Origin of the sequence: Corynebacterium maris DSM 45190 (assembly GCF_000442645.1) — a bacterium.
Classification (GTDB): domain Bacteria; phylum Actinomycetota; class Actinomycetes; order Mycobacteriales; family Mycobacteriaceae; genus Corynebacterium; species Corynebacterium maris.
The window spans coordinates 1,550,711-1,572,900 of record NC_021915.1 but is presented as its reverse complement, the minus strand read 5'-3'; the positions used below and the strand labels follow the sequence as shown (position 1 = coordinate 1,572,900).

Sequence of the window (22,190 nt, the reverse complement as noted above, 5' to 3'; positions counted from 1 at the left end):
CTGCATATGATCACGAAACGGTCACGAAGCAGGAGGGGACGCCCGCAGCCTCAGCGCTCACACGCCACCTGACAGTGCCCGGCCGGCGAGACGGCCGGCAGCCCAGCGAGAAGAAAGGTTTACCCCGACGATGAAGGCAACCCCCGACGTCCCCGGCGTCGATGACCCGGGGCCAGGAAGGCGCCTGGGGATCGACGTGGGCACCGTGCGCATCGGCGTGGCTTCCTCCGACCGGGACGCCAAGCTCGCGACCCCCGTGGAAACCGTCGACCGGGAAACCGGTTTCAAGGACCGGGACAAAGCCGACATCGACCGGCTGGTCGAGCTCGTCGACGAGTACGCCGCCGTCGAGGTCGTGGTAGGCCTGCCCCGCACTCTCAAAGGACACGGCTCCGCTTCCGTCAAGCATGCGAAGGAAATAGCTTTCCGGATCCGCCGGCGACTCACCGGCGCTGGTCGCGACGTCCCCGTCCGCTTGGCAGACGAAAGGCTCTCGACGGTCGTCGCCACCACCGCGCTACGCTCGTCAGGAGTATCGGAAAAAGCAGGGCGCGCCATCATCGACCAGGTGGCTGCCGTAGAGATCCTGCAGTCCTGGCTCGATGGCCGCGCCACGACCTTGGCCGCCAGCGAAACCGCCACCCAGACAGACAAGGATCACCGCGATGACTAAGCCCTCCCGTCGCTCCGGAGGTACACCGACCCGGAACATGAAGCCGATGTACGTCAAGCGCCGGCAGCGAGGCCTGGCCGTGCTCATCGCCTCCGTCGTCCTGATTTTCGGATCGGTGATCTACATCGCTTACCAGGTGTTCAGCGACGACTCCTCCACCGCAGCCAGCGGCAACACCTCCGATTACGAGGGGACGGGCAACGACGTCCAAGAACTCGTTCAAATCCCCGAAGGCGCGTCCATGGGCGAACTCGCCCCGGAACTGGCTGAACGCGACATCGTCGCCACCGAATCCGCCTTCCTCACCGCCGCCGGAAACAACCCCGACGCCAACTCCATCACCCCCGGTTTCTACCGGCTCCAGGGGCAGATGAGCGCTGCAGCGGCGGTCGAGGCGCTGCTCGACCCGGAAAACCAAGTCGACATGCTGGACATCCCGGGCGGAGCGACGCTGATGGACCTCAACGTCCTCGGCGGGGACGTCCGGTACGGCATCTACAGCCAGATCTCCCAAGTTTCCTGCGACAACGGGGGCGACGAAGCATGCGTGCAGGTCGAAGACCTCGAACAGGCCGCCGCCACCGTCGACCCGGCCGAGCTGGGCGCCCCCGAGTGGGCGCTGGAGCAGGTCCGCTCCCGCGGCGAAGACCCCAAACGCATCGAGGGACTCATCGCCCCGGGCCAGTACGTGATCGACCCGAGCCATGACGCCCAGACCATTCTGACGGACCTGATCACCCGCTCGACGACGCAGTACAACCAGACCGGCATCACCGACCGCGCCGGGGCCATCGGCCTGACCCCCTATGAGCTGCTCATCGCGGCTTCCCTGGTGGAGCGCGAGGCGCCGGCCGGGGAGTTCGACAAGGTCGGCCGCGTCATCCTCAACCGCTTGGAAGCGCCCATGCGCCTGGAGTTCGACTCCACCGTCAACTACGGCTTGCCGGACGTGGAGGTCGCCACCACCGACGAGGACCGCGCGCGTGTGACCCCGTGGAACACCTACGCCTCCGACGGGTTGCCCCAGACCCCGATCGCGTCGCCTTCGCAGGAGGCCGTGCTCGCCATGGAAAACCCGGCGGAAGGTGACTGGCTCTTCTTCGTCACCATCGACCATGACGGCACGACGGTGTTCAACGACACGTTCGAGGAACACCTCGACGACGTCCAGTCCGCGTTGGAGTCCGGGGTCCTCGACCACTACGACCCCGCCGCCGAGTAGAAAGAACCGCCGAACATGACTGCCACCCACCGCGCCGCAGTGCTGGGATCGCCGATCGAACACTCGCGTTCACCGATCCTGCACAACGCCGGTTACGCCGCCGCCGGACTCGACGACTGGGCCTACACCTGCATCGAGGCCACCGCCGACACTTTGGCGGATGTGGTGGGGGACGCGGACGAGTCCTACGCCGGGTTTTCCGTGACCATGCCCGCGAAGTTTGCGGCCCTGGAGTGTGCCACGGAGGTCACCGACCGAGCCGCCGCCATCGGTTCCGCGAACACCCTGGTGCGGACGACGGCCGGGTGGCGCGCAGACAACACCGATTGCGACGGGGTCGCGGGCGCGCTCGGTGAACTCTTCGACGGTCGGACTCCGCCCACCCGCGCCGTGATCGTGGGCGCCGGCGGCACCGCCCGCCCGGCTCTCTGGGCGCTGGCCGACTTCGGGGTCACTCACATCACGGTCATCAACCGCTCGGACCGGCGTGCGGAGCTGGCGCCGCTGGCGCAGACACGTTCCGTGGAGCTGGACTTCGTGAGCTTTGACGCGGACCTCGCCGCCGTCGTGTCCGCCGCCGGCGTCCTGGTGTCCACGGTGCCGTCGGCGGCCGTGGAGGAGCATGTGCCGCAGCTGGGGCACGCTCCCGTCCTGGACGTCATCTACGAGCCCTGGCCGACCCCCTTGACCATTCGGGCCGCGGCCAACGGCCACCCGGTGGTGGGCGGACACGTCATGTTGGCCCACCAGTCCTACCCGCAGTTCGAGGCCTTCACCGGCGAGCCCGCCCCGCGGGCGGCCATGCGTCGGGCGCTGGAGGAGTCTCTGCGCTAGTTTTAAGGCCATGTGGCCGATCACCGCGCTCGGGGGAGCGGGGACCGTGCTGGGGGCTTGGGCGGGACTGCTTGTCCACGCCGACCTCACGTGGCGTCGCCTTCCCGACCGTCTCACTCTTCCCGCCGCCGCCGGCGCCCTCGTCGGCGCACTGCTGGTGGACCCTTTCCTGCTTATGCCGGGGCTGGTGTGGCCCGCGCTTTATCTGCTGGTCGGAATCATCGCCGGGGGAGTCGGGGGAGGGGACCTCAAGCTCGCGGTACCCCTGGGCGTGCTGGTGGCGGCCGCCGGCGGCGCGCCCGCTGTGCTCGCCGCGGTTTTTGCTTCCGCCGCAGGTGGGGCGGTGGCGGGGATCGTTTCGCGGAGCAAAGAAAGTGCGCATGGACCAGCGATGATCCTGGCCGCCACGGCAGTGGGGTGCTGGTTTGTCACCCACTAAGTTCCGGTTTGGGCGTTCTCGTGGGATAATGCCTCCATGCTTCGTTGGACTACAGCCGGGGAATCCCACGGTCAGGCACTGATCGCCATGCTCGAGAACATGCCGGCTGGTGTGCCGGTCACCACAGACGAGATTTCGGACCAGCTGGCCCGGCGCCGCCTCGGCTACGGCCGGGGCGCCCGCATGAAGTTTGAGGCGGACGAACTCACCCTGCTGACCGGCATCCGTCACGGAGAGACGCTCGGCGGGCCGGTCGCGATCATGATCGGCAACACCGAGTGGCCGAAGTGGACCACCATCATGTCGCCGGCCCCCCTCGATCCCGAGGACGAAGACGCCCAGAAGGCGATGAACTCCGGGCGCGGCGCCAAACTGACCCGCCCGCGCCCCGGGCACGCGGACTTTGCCGGCATGGTCAAGTACGGCTTCGATGAGGCTCGCCCCGTGCTGGAGCGTTCCTCCGCGCGGGAAACCGCGGCCCGCGTCGCGGCGGCCACGGTGGCCCGCAATTTGCTGCGCGAAACCCTCGGCGTGGAGGTGCTCAGCCACGTCATCTCCATCGGCGCCTCTGAGCCTTACGACGGCCCGACCCCGACCCCGGCGAACATCGAGGCCATCGACGCCAACCCCACCCGTGCCTTCGGCGCGGCGGCGGGGGAGTCGATGGTCGCGGAAATCGACGCGGCGAAGAAGGCCGGGGACACGCTCGGCGGCATCGTCGAGGTCGTCGTCGACGGGTTGCCCATCGGGCTCGGCTCCCACATTTCCGGCGACGAGCGTCTCGACGCGCAGTTGGCGCAGGCGCTGATGGGCATCCAGGCGATCAAGGGCGTCGAGGTCGGCGACGGCTTCGAGGAAGCCCGCCGACGCGGCTCCGAAGCACACGACGAGATGGTGCGTAGCGACGAGGGCGTCGACCGGCTGAGCAACCGCGCCGGCGGTCTGGAGGGCGGCATGACCAACGGTCAGCCGTTGCGGGTGCGGGCGGCCATGAAGCCGATTTCCACGGTGCCGCGCGCGCTGAAGACCGTCGACATGGCCGACGGCTCCGCCGCCACCGGCATTCATCAGCGCTCCGACGTGTGCGCCGTCCCCGCCGCCGGTGTGGTGGCAGAAGCCATGGTCGCGCTCGTCCTGGCGCGGGCCGTGCTGCAGAAGTTCGGGGGTGACTCGCTTGCGGAGACCAAGCGTAATATCGACAGCTATCAGGAATACGTCGCCGAGCGCCTGAACTTTGGAGGAAGCAATGACTGAGTCGGAAACCTCGACCGTGGCCACGGACGTACCGCTGCTGCCGGAGGACAACCCTGCCCCCGCCGTGTGCCACACCCGGCCGAAGGTGGTGTTGGTCGGTCCGCCCGGCGCAGGCAAGACCACCATCGGACGTCGGCTGGGCCGGGCGCTGAGCCTGCCGCTGGTCGACTCCGACCAACTCATCGAGCAAGAGTCCGGCCGCCCCTGCGGCTCGGTGTTCGCCGAGCTGGGCGAGCAGGCCTTCCGCGAGCTCGAGGCCCGCCACGTGGCCGACGCGCTGGCCACCGGCGGGGTCGTGAGCCTGGGTGGGGGCGCGATCCTCACGGAGTCGACCCGGGCGCTGCTCAGCCAGCACACCGTCGTGTGGATCGACATTTCCGCCGACGAGGGCATCCGACGCACCTCCGGGGACAACTCCCGCCCGGTGCTGGAGTCCATGGACCCGGCCGCCCATTACCGGCGCCTGCTCGACACCCGCGGGCCCTACTACCGCGAAGTCGCGGATCACCGCGTCCGCAGTGACCGCCGCACACCGCAGCAGATCGTGGCCGACGTCCTCAGCTTCCTGGAATCGCTCTAACCGTCCCCTAGAAAGGCCCCGCCCCTCTCATGACCGTCATCCCCGTCAACGGCCCCTCACCCTACGAGGTCGTCATCGACCACGATCTCGCAGACAGCATCGCCGACCGGGGCGTGGCCCTGAAGGCCGCGAAAGTCGCGCTGGTGCACCAGCCGCCGCTGGCGGCCGCTGCCCGGCAGATCGCCGCGAGCCTGCGGCCTTCCGGCGTCGACGCCCACCTGGTGCAGGTTCCGGACGCGGAAGCCGGCAAGACCCTGGAGACGGCGGGTCAGCTCTGGGACAGGTTCGGAGAGCTCGGCTTAAGCCGACGTGACCTCGTCATCGGCGTCGGCGGCGGGGCCGCCACCGACCTGGCCGGTTTCGTCGCCGCCACGTGGATGCGCGGCCTCAACGTCATTCAGGTGCCGACCACCCTGCTGGCGATGGTCGACGCCGCCGTGGGAGGAAAGACCGGCATCAACACCGCGGCCGGCAAAAACCTCGTCGGTTCTTTCCACGAGCCGTCCGGGGTCTTCATCGACATGGAGATCCTGGCGACGCTGCCGGAGGAGGAAATGATCGCCGGTTCCGCGGAGATCATCAAGGCGGGCTTCATCGCCGATGAGCGCATCCTGGAGCTGTACGAGGAGAATCCGGAGGAGTGCCTGCGACCGTCGGCGCGCCTGACCGAACTGGTGACCCGCTCCGTGGCCGTCAAAGCCGAGGTTGTGGGCCAGGACCTCAAGGAGTCCGGGCTGCGCGAGATCCTCAACTACGGGCACACCTTCGGCCACGCCGTGGAACTGCGGGAAAACTACCGGTGGCGCCACGGCCACGCCGTGGCCGTCGGCATGATGTTCGTCGCCCACCTCGCGCACCAGCGGGGGCTGATCGACGCCGACCTGGTGGAGCGCCACCGGGCGATCCTGTCGTCCATCGGCCTGCCCACCAGCTACCCCGGCGGGCATTTCGACGAACTCCACGACGCCATGACCCGCGACAAGAAAAACCGCGACGGCATCATCCGCTTTGTCGCCCTGGACGGGGCGGTCGGCGAGATGACCCGGCTCGAGGGGCCCAGCCTCGACGAGTTGCAGGCCGCCTACGCGGCGCTTGCGGAATAACGGGACAGGGGATAAAGCATGCGACCGCACACCGTCCTCGTCCTCAACGGGCCGAACCTCAACCGACTGGGCAAAAGGCAGCCCGACGTCTACGGCGCCACCACCCTCGCCGACATCGAAGCTGATCTCGCCGCTCATGCCCAGGACCTGGGCGTCGGGCTCGAATGCCGACAGTCCAACCACGAAGGCGACCTGCTCGACTGGGTGCACGAGGCCGCGGACAAAGGCTGGGGAGTGATCATCAACCCCGGCGGATTCACCCACACGTCCGTGGCGCTACGCGACGCATTGGCGGAGGTGGCCGACCGGGCCGGATTCATCGAGGTGCACATCTCCAACGTGCACGCCCGCGAGGAGTTCCGGCATCATTCCTTCCTTTCCCCGATCGCCCGCGGGGTAATCGCCGGGCTGGGGGTGGCCGGGTACCGGTACGCCTTGCAGGACTTCGCGGGGCGGTTGAGCCAGTAGAGTGAGGGGGATATCACCTTCCCCCTGACCCCGGAGAGTATTTCATGGCTTACGCTGACACCCGTTTCGCTACCCGACGCCGAGCACTGGCGGCCACTCTCGCCGGCCAGCGCATCGACGCCATGCTGGTGACCCGGATGATCCACGTCCGGTATTATTCCGGGTTTTCAGGATCCAACGGCGCGATGGTGATCAGCAAGGATTTGAGCGTCTCGATCGCCACCGACGGCCGTTACACCACCCAGATCGCCGAGGAAGTCCCGGACATCGAGGCGGACATTGCGAGGAACAGCGCGGTCAGCCTGTTGCGCGAGATCGAAGGGCCCCGCCGCATCGGTTTCGAAGCCGACGCCGTGACGGTGTCCCAGCTGGAAAAACTGCAGGAGGCCTGCGGGGACGACGTGACTCTCGTGCCGGTGTCCGGGGTCATCGAAGATCAGCGCCTAGTCAAGGACAACGTCGAGTTAGAGCGGTTGACCGCTGTCGCGGGGATCGCCGTCGACGCGTTCAACGAGTTGCTGGCGGCCGACCAGATCGCCCCCGGCCGCCGGGAGCGCGACGTGGCCGCGGACCTCGAGTATCACATGCGCACACTGGGGTCGGAGCGCCCCAGCTTCGACACCATCGTGGCCTCCGGCCCGAACTCCTCGCGTCCCCACCACGGGGCAGGCGACCGGGTCCTTGAACGCGGCGACCTGGTCACCGTCGATTTCGGCGCGCACCGCGCCGGTTTCAACTCAGACATGACCCGCACGGTGGTGGTCGGGGAAGCCGACGACTTCTCCCGGGAAATCTACGAGGTCGTGGCCCGTGCCCAACGCGCCGGCGTCGACGCCGCCCGGGCAGGGACAGCGCTGGTGGACGTGGACTCCGTGTGCCGGGACATCATCACCGAGGCCGGCTACGGGGAATACTTCGTGCACTCCACCGGCCACGGCATCGGCTTAGAGGTCCACGAGGCGCCGTCCGCTTCCACTGTGGGCAAGGGGCGCCTGGCGGAGAACATGACGTTGACCATTGAGCCGGGGATTTACGTGCCCGGCCGCGGCGGCGTGCGGATCGAGGACACGGTGATCATCACGCAAGGATCGCCCCGGGTGATCACGGCTGGTGTGAGTAAAGAGCTGCTGGTGGTGTAGTTTTAATCAACAGCACCCGCTTCAACGCCAAAGGAGAACATTCGTGGCAACAACCGCCGACTTCAAGAACGGCCTTGTTCTGGTCATCGATGGCAAGCTTTCGCAGATCGTCGAATTCCAGCACGTCAAGCCGGGCAAGGGCCCCGCTTTCGTCCGCACCAAGCTGAAGGAGATCGTCTCCGGCAAGACCGTGGACAAGACCTTCAACGCCGGCGTCAAGGTCGAGACCGCGACCGTCGACCGCCGCGACATGACCTACCTGTACAACGACGGCACCGCCTTCGTGGTCATGGACGACTCCAACTACGAGCAGTTTGAGCTGCCGACCGAGAAGTTCGGCGACGCCGGCGCCTTCCTCAAGGAAAACATGCGCGTGCAGGTGTCCTTCTACGAAGGTGAAGCGCTCTTCGGCGAGCTGCCGGTGTCCGTGGATCTGGAAATCACCCACACCGAGCCGGGCCTGCAGGGCGACCGCTCCACCGGCGGCAGCAAGCCCGCCACCCTGGAGACCGGCGCGGAGATTCAAGTTCCGCTGTTCATCGAGACCGGCAACGTGGTTAAGGTCGACACCCGCACGGGTGAGTACCTCTCCCGCACCAACAACTAGGAACGGCCACGTTGTCAGAGGCAACCCCGAATAACGTCGAGCCTGCGGGCTCCGACAAGATCAACTACCGTCGCCGCGGCGCCCGCTACCGGGCCCGCCGCCGCGCCGCCGACATTCTCTTTGAAGCGGAATCCCGCGACGTCGACCCGGTCGCCATCGTCGAGGATCGCGTGGACTTGGCGCGCCGCCCCAACGCCATCGTCGCTCCGGTGGCCGAGTACACCCGGGAAATCATCACGGGTGCGGCGGAAAAGCTCGACGACATCGATGAGGCGATCGCCCGGTACCTCTCGGAGGACTGGGAGCTGCACCGCCTGCCGGCCGTCGACCGCGCCATCCTCCGGGTGAGCGCCTGGGAACTGCTCTTCAATCCGGACGTCCCGCCGGCGACCGCCGTCGTCGACGGCGTCGAGATGGCGGCGCAGTATTCGACCGATGCCGCTTCGCCGTACATTCACGCGGTGCTGGACGACATCGCCCAGTCGCGTTCCGCGGACAACCCCATGAACCAGGAGCCCGTCGACGCAGAGGGCGTCGATGATGAGGACCTGGACGATGAGGACTTGGGCGAGGACGCCGACGCCCGCTCCTGACCTGGGGCGGAGACACCGGCCGGCCGCAGCATGGGTTGCGGCCGGCCGTTTTTTCATGGGCGGGCCCGCCCGGCATGGTTACACTGGGCGGGCATGCCGGAGAAAATCAGAATCAAAGACATTCACGCACTGCGGGTCACGGAAGGCTTCGACCTCGCGGACGTGGATCCCGCCAGCACCCCTTTCTTCCGGGGCGACGACGATGACCTGGATCAGGAGTACGAGCAGCACGATGACACTCTCGAGGACCTGCAGACCAACCTCTGGGCGAACGCGAAGACGGGAAACCAGGAGACGGGGTCAGTGCTGCTGATCCTCCAGGGGATGGACACCTCAGGCAAAGGTGGCGCGATCCGCCACGTGTTCAAACCGCTGCACCCGCTCGGTTACCGGACGGCGGCGTTCGGGAAACCCAGTAAGGAGGAGGCCAAGCACGATTTCCTGTGGCGGGTCACGCAGCATATGCCGGCCCGGGGAGAGATCGTCGCCTTCGACCGCTCCCATTACGAGGACGTGTTGGTCCAGCGGGTGGAAAAGATGGCGCCGGAAGAAGAGATTGAGCGCCGCTACGGCGCCATCGTCGACTTTGAACGGGCGGCGGCGGGTTTCGGCACCCGCATCATCAAGGTGATGCTGCATATTTCGCCGGAGTTTCAGAAAGAGAATCTGCTGGACAGGTTGCAGGACCCGGAGAAGTTCTGGAAGTTCCATCCCAGCGATCTGGAGACGCGCGCCAAGTGGAATGAGCACATGGCGGCCTACCAGCTGGCCATGGAGCGCACGTCCACGGAGCAGGCGCCGTGGTACTGCGTCCCGGGCGACAACAAGAAGTACGCCCGCACGGTGATCAAACACCTGCTGGTCGACGCGCTGCGCGATCTGCAGCAGCCGTGGCCGAGCCCGGACTACGACCCGGCGGAACTGCTCCGCCGGGTCGAGGAAGAACGTTAAGCCTCCGGGGTCTGCGCGCCCATCTGCTCGGAGATCTGCTCCGCCACCGTCCGCAGGGCGTCGTGGGTCGTGATGACCTGGTCGACGCAGTACCGCAGGCCGGCGGCGAGCTGCTCGTCGCTGACGCCTGCGGCGACGGGCAGGCTGCGCTCCGTGCGCACGACCAGGGTTTCGAAGGCGTCGACGATCACGGCGCGGGCGCTGGCGGTGGTGCTGTTGAGCTGATTGGCCGCCAGGTACCAGGTCGCGTCCGCGGTCTTGGTGTCGATGCCGCTGTCGGCCTCGGCGCGCACGATGAGCACCGAACCCAGGATCGCGAAGGTCACGGACAGGCCGTTGAGGTTGGCCTTGGCCACCTCCAGTTGCTCGGCTTTGTTCACCTCGACGCCGAATCCGGACATCGCGTCAGCCACGCGATCGATGGTGGCGGGGGTGAGGTCAGCTGTGGTCATGGTCGTCCTCCGTCCAGGTCACAAGGTCAGGGAAATCTTCCCCCAGCTCGCGGAACGCCCGGGAGACGTTGTCCAGGCAGCTGAGGACGAACACGGCGAGCTGATTGCGGCTCAAGCCCGCGGCCACGGGCACCATGTCGATGGCGCTGGCCACCAGCAGGCCGTCGCCCTGTTCGAAAAAGCGCATCGTGGGCGCGAATTGCATCTGGTTCCAGTTGTTGATCCAGGCCAGCAACCGGACGGCGCGGTCAGCGTCAAAAAAACCTCGCCAGAGCGCCTCCATGACGAGTTGGTCGTCGGCGATGGTGTAGGAGACCGCGGAGTTGACGAAGCCGGTGCGCACCACGGTGACGGGGGTCTCGTTCGCGCCGACGGCGGCAGAGTCGAGGCGGTGTTCGAGGTCTTCCGCCTGCAAGATTTCTGCCACGCGCGTCGGCGTCACCTCGGCGATGGGGGTGTCCGGCTCAGAGTCGGCGGGGCTGTCGATGTCGGTCACGTCGGTGACACGGTCCTTTCAGCGGTAGGGGCGGGGATGAACTACCTCAGCCTACTTCCTCGTCTCCGGGCGGCAGGAGGGCCTCCCCGCCGAGTTCGTGGGCGAGCGCCGCGGCCAGGGCGTCGAAGCGGAAGGTGTGGCCGACCGAGCGGAGTCGGCCGGGGAGTACCCGCTGGCTGGCCAGCGCCAACTCGGCCGCGCCTTCTCTGCCGAGCAGCATGGCCGGGCCGAAGGTGGGCAGCGGCATCCGGGCCGGGCGGTTGAGTTCGGCGGCGAGTACGTCGGCCATTTCCCGGTTGGTGACCGGGGCGGGGGAGACGGCGTTGACGGGGCCGGCCAGCGATTCGTCGACGACGGCGTGGGCGTAGACGTCGGTGAGGTCGTCCTGGGCCACCCACGACGCCCACATGGACCCGTCGCCGAAGGCCCCGCCGAGCCCGGTGGAAAACAGGGCGGACAGCAACGGCAGCATGCCGGCGCCGCCGTTCATGGATAACCCGGTGCGCACCGTGACGACGCGTTTGCCGGCGTCCCGGGCGGGGGCGGTGGCGGCCTCCCAGTCGGAGACGACGTCGGCTAAGAAGCCGTCGCCGCGGTCGGAGTCCTCGGTCAGCTCCTCGTCGCCGCGGTCCGCGCCGTAGTAGCCGATCGCGGAGGCGCTGACCAGGGCGGTGACCGAAGGGCTGTCGGCCACCAGCTGCGCCAGCCTGGTGGTCGGGCCCACGCGGGAATCGCGGATGGCGTCTTTGTGGGCGTCGTTGAAGCGCCCGAAGATCGGTTCACCCGCCAGATGCACGAGGACGTCGACGCCGTCGAGAAGATCGGCCGCGGGCTGTTCCGGATTCCAGCGGCGCTCGCCGGCCGCGGGGTCCCGGCGGACGAGGCGGATGACCTCGTGCCCGGCGGTGGTCAGTTGGGCGCGGAGGTCGGTGCCGACGGAACCGCCGGCGCCGGTCATCGCCACGGTCAGCCGCCGATCGGGGTCCGCGGAGAGTGCCGCCAGTCGTTCCAGGAACTGCAGGTCGGCCAACAGCTGGCGTTGCCGGTAGGCGAAGGTGGAGGTCAGCAGCTTCCCGGGGACGCGGGTCGCGACGTCGTCGGTGATGCGGGTGCCGCCGCCGACGTCGGTGAAGGTGTGCGTGTGGCGCCAGTTGGCCAGCTGTTTGATGGGCGCGGTGAGGCAGACGTCGGAAAATTGCGCGCCGGAACGGTAGTGGGCCAGGTCGTGGCGGGCGACCCACGTCAATCCCGCGGGCAGGGAAAATGTCGTGGTGCCGGTGGCCAGGTTGTCCGCCTCCTGGGTCACGGACATCGGCACGAAGGAGGGCGTGAGCCGGGTGACGGCTCCGGGACGGGTGTGCCAGTCCCAGACCAGCTGACGTGGAAACGGGATGTCGTGCGATGCGTGAAAGCCCATGGTGGCCCTTCCAACTGGAGCTAGTGGTCGAGGGGGTGCGGCGGGGTAGCAGGCGCAGCGTGGTTCTCGCAGGGGGACTCGCGCGGTGTTACTATCGTCGGCAGTCGCCAGCTTAGACAAAAGACGACTCAACTGAATCTTCCAGGCATCCTTTAAAGACCGCACAGAGAGGCGGGGAAGGAGGTCACGATGAGTTCACCGGATACGCCCCAGGCCACAGAGCTGCTCAGTTCTGCGGAGGTAGGGCGAACCGTCGCACGCATCGCGCACCAGATCATCGAAAAGACGGCGCTGGATTCTGATCCGGCGCCCCGTGCCGTGTTGCTCGGCATCCCTTCGGGCGGGGTGCCCTTGGCGGAGCGCCTGCGCGACAAGATCGCCGAGTTTTCCGGCGTGGACGTCCCCACGGGCGCGCTCGACATCACCTTGTATCGCGACGACTTGCGCACGAAGCCGCACCGCGCGTTGCGCCCGACCACCATCCCCGATGGCGGCATCGACGGCGCGACCGTGATTTTGGTCGACGACGTGCTGTTTTCGGGCCGCACCATCCGCGCGGCGCTGGACGCGTTGCGTGACATCGGCCGCCCGGCCGCGGTGCAGCTGGCGGTCTTGGTCGACCGGGGCCACCGCGAATTGCCGATCCGCGCCGATTACGTGGGCAAGAACTTGCCGACGGCGCGCGACGAGGACGTCACCGTGTTGAACGAGCGCATCGACGGCCGCGACGCCGTCGTCCTGAGCAAAAACGAGGCCCGCCCATGAAGCACCTGCTGTCCATCGCGGATTTGAGCCGCGACGAAATCATCGGCCTCATGGACGAGGCCGACCGGTTCCGCGACACGTTGCTGGACCGGGAAATCAAGAAGCTGCCGACCCTGCGCGGGCGCACCATCTTCACGATGTTCTACGAAAACTCCACCCGCACGCGCGCCTCCTTCGAGACCGCCGGCAAGTGGATGAGCGCCGACGTGATCAATGTCTCCGCCTCGTCGTCGTCGGTGAAGAAGGGCGAGTCGCTCAAAGACACCGCCTCGACCCTGGCCGCGATCGGGGCCGACGCCATCGTCATGCGCCACCCTTCCTCGGGGGCGGCGCAGCTGGTCTCCCAGTGGCTGGGCGGCACGAGCGTGATCAACGCGGGCGACGGTGCGCATCAGCACCCCACCCAGGCGTTGCTGGACGCCGTCACCATGCGTCAGCGACTCGGCGGCGTCGACGGCCGCAAGGTCCTCATCGTCGGCGATTGCCTGCATTCCCGGGTCGTGCGTTCGAACGTGGACCTGCTGTCGAAGCTCGGCGCCGAGGTCGTGCTCGTCGCCCCGCCGACGCTGCTGCCCGCCGGGGTCGAGACCTGGCCGGTGCGCGTGGCCCACGACTTCGACGCCGAGATCCCGGACGCCGACGTCGTCATGATGCTGCGGGTGCAGCAGGAACGCATGAACGGCGGTTTCTACCCGTCGCACCGCGAATACGCCACGCTCTACGGGCTGTCCAAGGCCCGCTCGGCCGCCATGAAGGACGGCGCCGTCATCATGCACCCGGGGCCGATGCTGCGGGGCATGGAAATCAACCACGACGTCGCGGATCAAGACCGCGCCGCGATGCTGCAGCAGGTGGAAAACGGCGTCCACGTGCGCATGGCCGTGCTGTTCACCTTGTTGGTGGGGGAAGGAAAATAAGATGAGTGACATGAACTACCCGCCGACCGGCCCGCTGTCCCCGGCCACCGGCGTCACGGTGATCAACGACGTCCGCCCCTACGGGGAAGGTGACGCGGTCTCCGTCCGCATCGTCGACGGCGTCATCGAAGAGATCGGCCCGGAGGTCTCCGCCGCCGACGCAGGCCACGTCGTCGACGGCCGCGGCGGCGTCCTGCTGCCTGGCCTGGTGGACATGCACGTGCACCTGCGCGAACCGGGCCGCGAGGACACCGAAACCATCGAGACCGGCTCCACTGCCGCCGCCAAGGGCGGATTCACCGCGGTGTTCACCATGGCCAACACCATGCCGGTGACTGACCAGCCGATCATCGCCGAATCCGTCTGGGCCAAGGGTCAGGCCCTGGGCCTGTGCGACGTGCACCCGGTCGGGTCCATCACCAAGGGACTCGAAGGCAAGACACTCACCGAGTTCGGCATGATGGCCAATTCAGACGCCAAGGTGCGCATGTTCTCCGACGACGGCAAGTGCGTCACCGACCCGCTGATCATGCGCCGCGCCATTGAATACGCCGGCGGGCTGGACGTGCTGGTCGCCCAGCACGCCGAAGACCACCGGCTGACCGACGGCGCCGTCGCCCACGAAGGCCCGACCGCCGCGCGGTTGGGACTGCGGGGCTGGCCGCGCACCGCCGAGGAGTCCGTGGTCGCCCGCGACATCATGCTCGCCCGCGACTACCACGCCCGCGTGCACGTCTGCCACGCCACCACCGCCGGGACCGTCGACCTGCTGCGCCTGGCCAAGGAGCAGGGGATCACGGTCACCGCCGAGGTCACCCCGCACCACCTGACGCTGACCGACGAGAAGCTGGAGACCTTCGACGGCAACTACCGGGTCAACCCGCCGCTGCGCGAGGACACGGACGCGGCGGCGCTGCGCCAGGCACTGATCGACGGCGTCATCGACGTCGTCGCCACCGACCACGCCCCGCACGGGGCGGAAGACAAATGCATCGAGTTCGACCAGGCGAAGCCGGGCATGCTCGGGCTGGAGACCTCGCTGGCGATCATCGCCGAACTCTTCGTGCACACCGGACTGAAGGACTGGCGCTGGGTGGCGCAGGTGATGAGCGAGCGACCCGCCGAGATCACCCGGCTGCCGGGCCACGGCCGCCCCATCGCCGTCGGTGAGCCGGGCAACCTCACCGTGGTCGTCGATGAATCCTGGACCGTCGACCGGACTGAGCTCGCCTCGAAGACGGAAAACTCCCCCTTCGACGGAGAGTCCTACGCCACCCGGGTGCAGGCCACGCTCCTGCGCGGGGTCCCGACGTGGGATGCGGACACCGCCAGCTAACGCATATAATGCGAACCATTGTATAATTTTCAGAAAATCACCAGCACCCGAAAGGCGCACCAGTGACCTCCACTGAGCACACCCCCGCAGTCTTAGTCCTTTCCGACGGCCGCATCTTCCGCGGCCGCGGTTTCGGCGCCGCCGGCACCACCCTCGGCGAAGCAGTGTTCACCACCGCCATGACCGGCTACCAGGAGACGCTGACCGACCCGTCGTACCACCGCCAGCTCGTGGTGGCCACCGCCCCCCAGATCGGCAACACCGGCTGGAACGACGAGGACTCCGAGTCCCGCGACGGAAAGATCTGGGCAGCCGGCCTGGTCGTCCACGACCTCGCCCGCCGCGTCTCCAACTGGCGCGCGCAGCGCTCCCTGACCGATGAGCTGCAGGCCCAAAACATCATCGGCATCCACAGCGTCGACACCCGCGCGCTCGTACGCCACCTGCGCGACAACGGCTCCGCCCGCGCCGGGATCTTCTCCGGCGCGGACGCCGACAAGACCGACGCGGAGCTCGTCGAGATCGTCCGCGCCCAGCCGGCCATGACCGGGGCCGACCTCACCGCAGAGGTCACCACCGACGAGCCCTACACCATCGCGGCGGAGGGGGAGAAGAAGTACACCGTCGTCGCCTACGACATGGGCATCAAGTCCGCCACCCCGCTGCAGTTCGCCGCCCGCGGCATCGAGACCGTCGTCGTCCCGGCGAACACCCCGCTGGACGAGATCCGCCAGCACCAGCCGGACGGCGTGTTCATCTCCAACGGCCCCGGCGACCCCGCCACGGCCGACGCCATGGTCCAGATCACCCGCGACGTCATCGCCGCTGAGATCCCGCTGTTCGGCATCTGCTTCGGCAACCAGATCCTCGGCCGCGCCCTGGGCAAGGCCACCTACAAGATGAAGTTCGGCCACCGCGGCATCAACGTCCCCGTGCTCAACCACCTGACCGGCAAGGTCGACATCACCTCCCAGAACCACGGCTTCGCCCTGGAAGGGACCCCGGGCGAGAAGTTCGACACTGATTTCGGCCCCGCCACGGTCACCCACTCCTGCCTCAACGACGACTGCGTCGAAGGCGTCGCCTTGGACGACGGCATGGCCTTCTCCGTGCAGTACCACCCGGAATCCGCCGCCGGCCCCAACGACGCCAACCCGCTGTTCGACCACTTCGTCGAGCTGATGTCCAACCATTCGCCAAACCGTAAGTAACCGGGACCTTCGAAAACCAAAGGTAGGAAACAACACATGCCTAAGCGCACCGACATCAACCACGTCCTGGTCATCGGCTCCGGCCCCATCGTCATCGGCCAGGCCAGCGAATTCGACTACTCGGGCACCCAGGCCTGCCGCGTCCTCAAGGAAGAGGGCCTGCGAGTCACCCTGATCAACTCCAACCCGGCGACCATCATGACCGACCCGGAGTTCGCCGACCACACCTACGTCGAGCCCATCCAGCCGGAGTACATCGACCAGATCTTCACCCGCGAAGCCGAGCAGGGCCACCCGATCGACGCCGTCCTGGCCACCCTCGGCGGCCAGACCGCCCTGAACGCAGCCATCCAGCTCGACCGGCTGGGCATCCTGGACAAGCACGGCGTCGAGCTCATCGGAGCCGACATCGACGCCATCGAGCGCGGCGAAGACCGTCAGAAGTTCAAGGACATCGTCGCCTCCATCGGCGGCGAGTCCGCCCGCTCGCGGGTCTGCCACAACATGGAGGAAGTCCACGAGACCGTCGCCGAACTCGGCCTGCCGGTCGTCGTGCGCCCGTCCTTCACCATGGGCGGCCTCGGATCCGGCCTCGCCTACGACAACGACGACCTCGAGCGCATCGCCGGCGGCGGCCTGGCCGCCTCCCCGGAGGCCAACGTCCTGATCGAGGAGTCCATCCTCGGCTGGAAGGAGTTCGAGCTCGAGCTCATGCGGGACGGCGACGACAACGTGGTCGCCGTGGCCTCCATCGAAAACGTTGACGCCATGGGCGTGCACACCGGCGACTCGGTCACCGTCGCCCCGGCGCTGACCCTGACCGACCGCGAGTTCCAGAAGATGCGCGACCTGGGCATCGCCATCATCCGCGAGGTCGGCGTGGACACCGGCGGCTGCAACATCCAGTTCGCCATCGACCCGGCCGACGGCCGACTCATCGTCATCGAGATGAACCCGCGCGTGTCGCGCTCCTCGGCGCTGGCGTCCAAGGCGACCGGCTTCCCGATCGCGAAGCTGGCCGCCAAGCTGGCCATCGGTTACACCCTCGACGAGGTAACCAACGACATCACCGGGGTGACCCCGGCCGCCTTCGAGCCGAGCTTGGACTACGTCATCGTCAAGATGCCGCGGTTCGCCTTCGAGAAGTTCCCCGGCGCCGACGACACCCTGACCACGACCATGAAGTCCGTCGGCGAGGCCATGGGCATCGGCCGCAACTACCTGCAGGGACTGAACAAGGTCATGCGCTCCATGGAGACGTCGCAGACCGGGTTCTGGACGAAGCCGGACGAGTACTTCGCCGGCGAGCGCGCCGACGACCTCGACGCCGTGCTCGAGGACCTCAAGCGCCCGACCGAGGGCCGCCACTACGACGTGGAGCTCGCCCTGCGTCTGGGCGCCAGCATCGAGGAAGTCCACGAGGCCTCAAGCGTCGACCCGTGGTTCCTGGCCGAGACCCAGGCGTTGGTCGATTTCCGCGCCCGCCTGGTCGAGGCGCCCGTGCTCGACGCCGATCTGCTGCGCGAGGCCAAGTTCCACGGCCTGTCCGACCTGCAGATCGCCACGCTGCGCCCCGAGTTGGCCGGCGAGGACGGGGTGCGTTCCCTGCGCTGGTCGCTGGGCGTGCACCCGGTGTACAAGACCGTCGACACCTGCGCCGGCGAGTTCGAGGCCCAGACGCCGTACCACTATTCGGCCTACGAGCTGGACCCGGCCGCCGAGAGCGAGATCGCGCCGCAGACCGAGCGGGAGAAGGTCATCATCTTGGGCTCCGGTCCGAACCGCATCGGCCAGGGCATCGAGTTCGACTACTCCTGCGTGCACGCCGCGCTCGAGCTCTCCCGCGTCGGTTACGAGACGGTCATGGTCAACTGCAACCCGGAGACCGTCTCCACGGACTACGACACCGCCGACCGCCTGTACTTCGAGCCGCTGACCTTCGAGGACGTCATGGAGGTCTACCGCGCCGAGGCCGCTTCCGGCACCGTCGCCGGCGTCATCGTCCAGCTCGGCGGCCAGACCCCGCTCGGCCTGGCCCAGCGCCTGGCCGACGCCGGCGTGCCCATCGTCGGCACCACCCCGGAGGCCATCAACCTGGCCGAGGACCGCGGCGAGTTCGGCGAGGTCCTGGACAAGGCCGGCCTGCCGGCACCTGCCTTCGGCACCGCCACCACCTTCGCCGAGGCCAAGGCCGTCGCCGCCGACGTCGGCTACCCGGTGCTGGTACGCCCGTCCTACGTGCTGGGCGGGCGCGGCATGGAGATCGTCTACGACGAAGCCTCCCTCGAGGACTACATCGACCGCGCCACCGAGCTCAGCCCGGACCACCCGGTGCTGGTCGACCGCTTCCTCGACTCCGCGATCGAGATCGACGTCGACGCCCTGTGCGACGGTGAAGAGGTCTACCTCGGCGGGGTCATGGAACACATCGAAGAGGCCGGCATCCACTCCGGCGACTCCGCCTGCGCCCTGCCGCCGATGACCCTGGGCCCGGAGGACATCGAGAAGGTCCGTGAGTCCACCGCCGCCATCGCCCACGGCGTCGGCGTCCAGGGCCTGCTCAACATCCAGTTCGCCCTCAAGGACGACATCCTCTACGTCATCGAGGCCAACCCGCGCGCCTCCCGCACCGCCCCGTTCGTCTCCAAGGCGACGGGTGTGCACCTGGCCAAGGCCGCGTCCCGCATCATGATGGGGGCGAGCCTGGCGGAGCTGCGCACGGAAGGCATGATCCCGTCCGACTACGACGGCGGCTCCCTGCCACTGGATCACCCGATCTCGGTCAAGGAAGCGGTCCTGCCCTTCAACCGTTTCCGCCACCCGGACGGGACCATGGTCGACACCCTGCTCAGCCCGGAGATGAAGTCCACCGGTGAGGTCATGGGCTTGGCCGACAACTTCGGCGCGGCCTATGCCAAGGCCGAGGCCGGGGCCTTCGGCGACCTGCCGACCGAGGGCACGGTCTTCGTGACCGTGGCCAACCGGGACAAGCGCTCGTTGATCTTCCCGATCCAGCGTCTGGCCAGCCTCGGCTTCCGCATCCTGGCGACCGCCGGCACCGCGAACATGCTGCGCCGCAACGGCGTCGAGTGCGAGGTCGCGCTGAAGTCCTCCGAGGTCCGCGCAGGCGCCGAGGGCGATTCCATCGTGGACCGCATCTTGGCCGGGGAAGTGGACATGATCCTCAACACCCCGGCCGGTTCCGCGGGCGCCCGTCATGACGGCTACGAGATCCGCGGCGCGGCCGTGGCCTCCGGCATTCCGCTGATGACCACGGTGCAGGGCGTCACTGCGGCGGTGCAGGGCATCGAGGCATTGCGCATCGGGAACCTGCAGGTTCGCGCGTTGCAGGAGCTCGACCACACCCCGACGGGCGGCGACCGGTAATGAAGGGCTTCGGTCAGCGACTGTCGGAGGCCGCCGAACATCACGGCGCGTTGTGCGTGGGCATTGATCCGCACGCGTCATTGTTGCAGGCCTGGGGCCTGGACGATGACGTGGACGGCCTGCGTGAATTCAGCCGCCGCTGCGTCGAGGCTTTCGCGGGCCACGTCGCCCTCGTCAAACCCCAGGTGGCGTTCTACGAGCGGTTCGGCTCCCAGGGTTTCGCGATCCTGGAGGAGACGATCGCGCAGCTGCGTTCCACCGGCACCCTGGTGGTCGCCGACGCCAAGCGCGGAGACATCGGCTCGACGATGGCCGGCTACGCGGACGCCTGGCTGGGGGAGGGGTCGCCTCTGCAATCTGATGCGGTCACGGTCAGCCCGTACCTCGGCGTCGGTGCGCTCGGGGCGGTCTTCGACCGCAGCAAAGAATCCGGCGCCGGCGTGTTCGTCCTCGCTGCGACCTCCAACCCGGAGGCCGTGAGCCTGCAGACGACCACGGGGGCGGACGGCCGCACGTTGGCGCAACGGGTCGTCGACGAATGCGCGTCCTACAACCCCATGGGGCGTGTGGGCGACGTCGGCGTCGTGGTCGGCGCGACGGTGGAAAAGGCCCCTGAACTGGTAAGTCTCAACGGTCCGGTGCTCATGCCCGGCGTCGGCGCCCAGGGTGGTTCCGCCGCGGACGTGGCCCGTATCGCGGCCGGGGCGCTGGCCGTCCCGAACGTGTCTCGCTCGGTGCTTTCGGCAGGTCCGGGAGTCGCTGAACTCCGCGAGGCGGCGGTGCGGGTAGCATCCGGGTATCGGTGAAAGCCGATTTAGCACCGCAGGGCCCACCTGGTACTTTGTGAAAGGTATTTCCTAGGGACATGCTTCAAAGAAGCCGGTCAATAGGGAATTTACGCAGGTGGTGCTAAACTTGCCCCAGTCAGTCGGTCGTCGCACAGTGGTGCGACGGTCGCGCTGGAGTCGGGTGCAGTATGGCCCGTACACAATTGAGAATCTTTTTAAGAACCAACGAATCGGAGGAACCCCGTGGCACTTCCCCAGCTGACCGATGAGCAGCGTAAGGCTGCCCTGGCAAAAGCCGCAGAGGCACGCAAGGTCCGTGCAGAGCTGAAGGCAGAACTCAAGCGCGGAGGCACCAACCTCAAGGAGGTGCTGGAGAAGGCTGAAACGGACGAGATCATTGGCAAGACCAAGGTTTCCGCTCTGCTGGAGGCCCTCCCGAAGGTCGGCAAGGTCAAGGCCCGCGAGATCATGGAGGAGCTCGAGATCGCTCAGACCCGTCGTCTGCGTGGCCTGGGCGACCGTCAGCGCCGTGCCCTGCTCGAGCGTTTCGGCTTCACTGAGGACTAATCGGTGACCGGCGAGAACACCACTAATCGTCTCGTCGTCCTCGCCGGACCTTCTGCCGTCGGTAAATCGACGGTGGTGCACCGGCTCCGCAGTCTGGTTGATGATCTGTACTTCAGCGTCTCCATGACCACGCGTGAGCCGCGGCCCGGGGAAGTCGACGGAGTGGACTACTACTTCGTTTCCCCAGAGGCGTTCGAGCAGCGTATCGCTGCCGGTGAGATGCTGGAATGGGCTGATATCCACGGTGGCCTGCAGCGTTCCGGGACCCCTGCGGGCCCGGTGCGCGAGGCACTGTCGGGTGGCCGGCCGGTGTTGGTCGAAGTCGACCTGGTGGGCGCCCGCAACGTGAAGGCGCTCATGCCGGAGGCGGTGACCGTGTTCCTGTCGCCCCCTTCGTGGGAGGTGTTGGTGGACCGGTTGACCGGACGAGGCACCGAGCCGCAGGAGGTCATCGACCGCCGCCTGGCGACCGCCCGGGAAGAACTCAGCCATCAAGAGGAGTTCGATCACGTCGTGATCAACAACGACCTTGATTCGGCAGTGTCCGAAATCAGTGCTATCCTGCGTGGATTGACGCCCTAACCCCCAAATCTCTGCATGAAAAGGTGCAAGTGAGCAACGTGACGAACGAGAACACTCAGAACGAGGCAGTGTACGACGACCCGCAGGGCATCACCGCCCCGCCGATCGACACGCTGCTGGAGAAGGTGTCCTCGAAGTATGCTCTGGCGATCTTCGCCGCCAAGCGGGCGCGCCAGATCAACAGCTACTACCAGCAGCACGACGAAGGCGTCTTCGAATTCGTCGGACCGTTGGTCACCCCGCTGCCGGGGGAGAAGCCGCTGTCCATCGCCCTGCGCGAAATTGACGCCGGCCTGCTCGAGCACGAGGAAGGCCAGTAACGGCCACACCGTCGCAACTGACGCCACCCCAGGTTTCCTGCCCCAGGAAACCTGGGGTTCGTCGTTTCCGGCCACGTCTTCTTCCGCTC

Annotated in this window: 24 protein-coding genes; 21 read left to right on the top strand and 3 right to left on the bottom strand. The window is 67.4% G+C overall.

Annotated features, from left to right (window positions below; translation table 11 throughout):
- Window positions 1-130: 130 nt before the first annotated feature.
- From ruvX to B841_RS07325, 12 genes are all read left to right on the top strand, one after another.
- Entirely contained in the window at window positions 131-673 is a 543-nt protein-coding gene (gene ruvX / locus B841_RS07380) for a Holliday junction resolvase RuvX (protein ID WP_020934865.1), read from the top strand.
- Window positions 666-1,895 carry an endolytic transglycosylase MltG gene (locus B841_RS07375; protein WP_052337739.1) on the top strand — a complete coding sequence of 410 codons (1,230 nt, stop codon included), beginning with the start codon at window positions 666-668 and terminating at the stop codon, window positions 1,893-1,895. The genes ruvX and B841_RS07375 overlap by 8 nt, the downstream gene beginning before the upstream one ends.
- Window positions 1,896-1,910: 15 nt before the next feature.
- Window positions 1,911-2,729, top strand: a complete 819-nt coding sequence (locus B841_RS07370; protein ID WP_020934863.1) for a shikimate dehydrogenase — start codon at window positions 1,911-1,913, stop codon at window positions 2,727-2,729.
- A 10-nt stretch (window positions 2,730-2,739) separates the two neighbouring features.
- Window positions 2,740-3,168 (top strand): prepilin peptidase, encoded by a 429-nt coding sequence (locus B841_RS07365; protein ID WP_020934862.1) that lies wholly within the window; start codon window positions 2,740-2,742, stop codon window positions 3,166-3,168.
- A 36-nt stretch (window positions 3,169-3,204) separates the two neighbouring features.
- On the top strand, window positions 3,205-4,422 hold the full coding sequence (gene aroC / locus B841_RS07360) for a chorismate synthase (RefSeq protein ID WP_041631816.1): 1,218 nt from the start codon (window positions 3,205-3,207) through the stop codon (window positions 4,420-4,422).
- Complete coding sequence (locus B841_RS07355) at window positions 4,415-5,002, top strand: shikimate kinase (RefSeq protein WP_020934860.1); 588 nt, start codon at window positions 4,415-4,417, stop codon at window positions 5,000-5,002. The genes aroC and B841_RS07355 overlap by 8 nt, the downstream gene beginning before the upstream one ends.
- Before the next feature lie 29 nt (window positions 5,003-5,031).
- Window positions 5,032-6,105, top strand: a complete 1,074-nt coding sequence (gene aroB, locus B841_RS07350; RefSeq protein WP_020934859.1) for a 3-dehydroquinate synthase — start codon at window positions 5,032-5,034, stop codon at window positions 6,103-6,105.
- Window positions 6,106-6,123: 18 nt separating this feature from the next.
- On the top strand, window positions 6,124-6,573 hold the full coding sequence (gene aroQ, locus B841_RS07345) for a type II 3-dehydroquinate dehydratase (protein ID WP_020934858.1): 450 nt from the start codon (window positions 6,124-6,126) through the stop codon (window positions 6,571-6,573).
- A 44-nt stretch (window positions 6,574-6,617) separates the two neighbouring features.
- Window positions 6,618-7,712 (top strand): aminopeptidase P family protein, encoded by a 1,095-nt coding sequence (locus B841_RS07340; protein ID WP_020934857.1) that lies wholly within the window; start codon window positions 6,618-6,620, stop codon window positions 7,710-7,712.
- Between the two features lie 43 nt (window positions 7,713-7,755).
- Window positions 7,756-8,319 carry an elongation factor P gene (gene efp, locus B841_RS07335; protein WP_020934856.1) on the top strand — a complete coding sequence of 188 codons (564 nt, stop codon included), beginning with the start codon at window positions 7,756-7,758 and terminating at the stop codon, window positions 8,317-8,319.
- 11 nt (window positions 8,320-8,330) lie between these two features.
- On the top strand, window positions 8,331-8,912 hold the full coding sequence (nusB, locus tag B841_RS07330; protein WP_020934855.1) for a transcription antitermination factor NusB: 582 nt from the start codon (window positions 8,331-8,333) through the stop codon (window positions 8,910-8,912).
- Window positions 8,913-9,005: 93 nt separating this feature from the next.
- A complete protein-coding gene (locus tag B841_RS07325) occupies window positions 9,006-9,863 on the top strand; it encodes a PPK2 family polyphosphate kinase (protein WP_020934854.1) in 858 nt (285 codons plus the stop codon).
- Here the strand turns inward: B841_RS07325 and B841_RS07320 are convergent.
- From B841_RS07320 to B841_RS07310, 3 genes are read right to left on the bottom strand one after another with little or no spacing between them, the layout of a single operon-like run.
- Entirely contained in the window at window positions 9,860-10,315 is a 456-nt protein-coding gene (locus B841_RS07320) for a hypothetical protein (RefSeq protein WP_020934853.1), read from the bottom strand. The two genes, B841_RS07325 and B841_RS07320, sit on opposite strands and share 4 nt — an antisense overlap.
- Window positions 10,302-10,811, bottom strand: a complete 510-nt coding sequence (locus B841_RS07315; RefSeq protein WP_020934852.1) for a YbjN domain-containing protein — start codon at window positions 10,809-10,811, stop codon at window positions 10,302-10,304. Before B841_RS07315 ends, B841_RS07320 begins: the two co-directional genes overlap by 14 nt.
- A 46-nt stretch (window positions 10,812-10,857) precedes the next feature.
- On the bottom strand, window positions 10,858-12,228 hold the full coding sequence (locus tag B841_RS07310) for a TIGR01777 family oxidoreductase (protein ID WP_020934851.1): 1,371 nt from the start codon (window positions 12,226-12,228) through the stop codon (window positions 10,858-10,860).
- A gap of 189 nt (window positions 12,229-12,417) precedes the next feature.
- Between B841_RS07310 and pyrR the strand changes: the two genes are divergently transcribed.
- The 9 genes from pyrR to rpoZ all read left to right on the top strand — a co-directional run bounded on the left by pyrR (window position 12,418) and on the right by rpoZ (window position 22,101).
- Entirely contained in the window at window positions 12,418-12,993 is a 576-nt protein-coding gene (gene pyrR / locus B841_RS07305; protein ID WP_020934850.1) for a bifunctional pyr operon transcriptional regulator/uracil phosphoribosyltransferase PyrR, read from the top strand.
- Entirely contained in the window at window positions 12,990-13,910 is a 921-nt protein-coding gene (locus B841_RS07300) for an aspartate carbamoyltransferase catalytic subunit (RefSeq protein ID WP_020934849.1), read from the top strand. Before pyrR ends, B841_RS07300 begins: the two co-directional genes overlap by 4 nt.
- 1 nt (window position 13,911) lies before the next feature.
- Window positions 13,912-15,246 carry a dihydroorotase gene (locus B841_RS07295; protein WP_020934848.1) on the top strand — a complete coding sequence of 445 codons (1,335 nt, stop codon included), beginning with the start codon at window positions 13,912-13,914 and terminating at the stop codon, window positions 15,244-15,246.
- Between the two features lie 62 nt (window positions 15,247-15,308).
- Complete coding sequence (carA, locus tag B841_RS07290) at window positions 15,309-16,457, top strand: glutamine-hydrolyzing carbamoyl-phosphate synthase small subunit (protein WP_020934847.1); 1,149 nt, start codon at window positions 15,309-15,311, stop codon at window positions 16,455-16,457.
- A gap of 36 nt (window positions 16,458-16,493) precedes the next feature.
- Window positions 16,494-19,844: a carbamoyl-phosphate synthase large subunit gene (gene carB / locus B841_RS07285; protein WP_020934846.1), complete on the top strand. Its 3,351-nt coding sequence runs from the start codon at window positions 16,494-16,496 to the stop codon at window positions 19,842-19,844.
- Window positions 19,844-20,650: an orotidine-5'-phosphate decarboxylase gene (gene pyrF / locus B841_RS07280; protein WP_020934845.1), complete on the top strand. Its 807-nt coding sequence runs from the start codon at window positions 19,844-19,846 to the stop codon at window positions 20,648-20,650. Before carB ends, pyrF begins: the two co-directional genes overlap by 1 nt.
- A 225-nt stretch (window positions 20,651-20,875) precedes the next feature.
- Window positions 20,876-21,199, top strand: coding sequence for an integration host factor, actinobacterial type (mihF, locus tag B841_RS07275; RefSeq protein WP_020934844.1), 324 nt, complete (start codon window positions 20,876-20,878; stop codon window positions 21,197-21,199).
- Between the two features lie 3 nt (window positions 21,200-21,202).
- Window positions 21,203-21,781, top strand: coding sequence for a guanylate kinase (gmk, locus tag B841_RS07270; RefSeq protein WP_020934843.1), 579 nt, complete (start codon window positions 21,203-21,205; stop codon window positions 21,779-21,781).
- A gap of 29 nt (window positions 21,782-21,810) precedes the next feature.
- Window positions 21,811-22,101 carry a DNA-directed RNA polymerase subunit omega gene (gene rpoZ / locus B841_RS07265; protein ID WP_041631815.1) on the top strand — a complete coding sequence of 97 codons (291 nt, stop codon included), beginning with the start codon at window positions 21,811-21,813 and terminating at the stop codon, window positions 22,099-22,101.
- Window positions 22,102-22,190 lie beyond the last annotated feature (89 nt).

Excerpts from the sequence above, each read along its gene's own strand:
- B841_RS07355 (WP_020934860.1), top strand. The coding sequence starts at position 4,415 with ATGACTGAGTCGGAAACCTCGACCGTGGCCACGGACGTACCGCTGCTG.
- B841_RS07365 (WP_020934862.1), top strand. The coding sequence starts at position 2,740 with ATGTGGCCGATCACCGCGCTCGGGGGAGCGGGGACCGTGCTGGGGGCT.
- B841_RS07320 (WP_020934853.1), bottom strand. The coding sequence starts at position 10,315 with ATGACCACAGCTGACCTCACCCCCGCCACCATCGATCGCGTGGCTGAC.
- B841_RS07370 (WP_020934863.1), top strand. The coding sequence starts at position 1,911 with ATGACTGCCACCCACCGCGCCGCAGTGCTGGGATCGCCGATCGAACAC.
- aroC (WP_041631816.1), top strand. The coding sequence starts at position 3,205 with ATGCTTCGTTGGACTACAGCCGGGGAATCCCACGGTCAGGCACTGATC.
- pyrR (WP_020934850.1), top strand. The coding sequence starts at position 12,418 with ATGAGTTCACCGGATACGCCCCAGGCCACAGAGCTGCTCAGTTCTGCG.
- aroQ (WP_020934858.1), top strand. The coding sequence starts at position 6,124 with ATGCGACCGCACACCGTCCTCGTCCTCAACGGGCCGAACCTCAACCGA.
- B841_RS07375 (WP_052337739.1), top strand. The coding sequence starts at position 666 with ATGACTAAGCCCTCCCGTCGCTCCGGAGGTACACCGACCCGGAACATG.
- B841_RS07295 (WP_020934848.1), top strand. The coding sequence starts at position 13,912 with ATGAGTGACATGAACTACCCGCCGACCGGCCCGCTGTCCCCGGCCACC.
- ruvX (WP_020934865.1), top strand. The coding sequence starts at position 131 with ATGAAGGCAACCCCCGACGTCCCCGGCGTCGATGACCCGGGGCCAGGA.
- B841_RS07310 (WP_020934851.1), bottom strand. The coding sequence starts at position 12,228 with ATGGGCTTTCACGCATCGCACGACATCCCGTTTCCACGTCAGCTGGTC.
- pyrF (WP_020934845.1), top strand. The coding sequence starts at position 19,844 with ATGAAGGGCTTCGGTCAGCGACTGTCGGAGGCCGCCGAACATCACGGC.
- B841_RS07325 (WP_020934854.1), top strand. The coding sequence starts at position 9,006 with ATGCCGGAGAAAATCAGAATCAAAGACATTCACGCACTGCGGGTCACG.
- B841_RS07340 (WP_020934857.1), top strand. The coding sequence starts at position 6,618 with ATGGCTTACGCTGACACCCGTTTCGCTACCCGACGCCGAGCACTGGCG.
- carB (WP_020934846.1), top strand. The coding sequence starts at position 16,494 with ATGCCTAAGCGCACCGACATCAACCACGTCCTGGTCATCGGCTCCGGC.
- aroB (WP_020934859.1), top strand. The coding sequence starts at position 5,032 with ATGACCGTCATCCCCGTCAACGGCCCCTCACCCTACGAGGTCGTCATC.
- B841_RS07300 (WP_020934849.1), top strand. The coding sequence starts at position 12,990 with ATGAAGCACCTGCTGTCCATCGCGGATTTGAGCCGCGACGAAATCATC.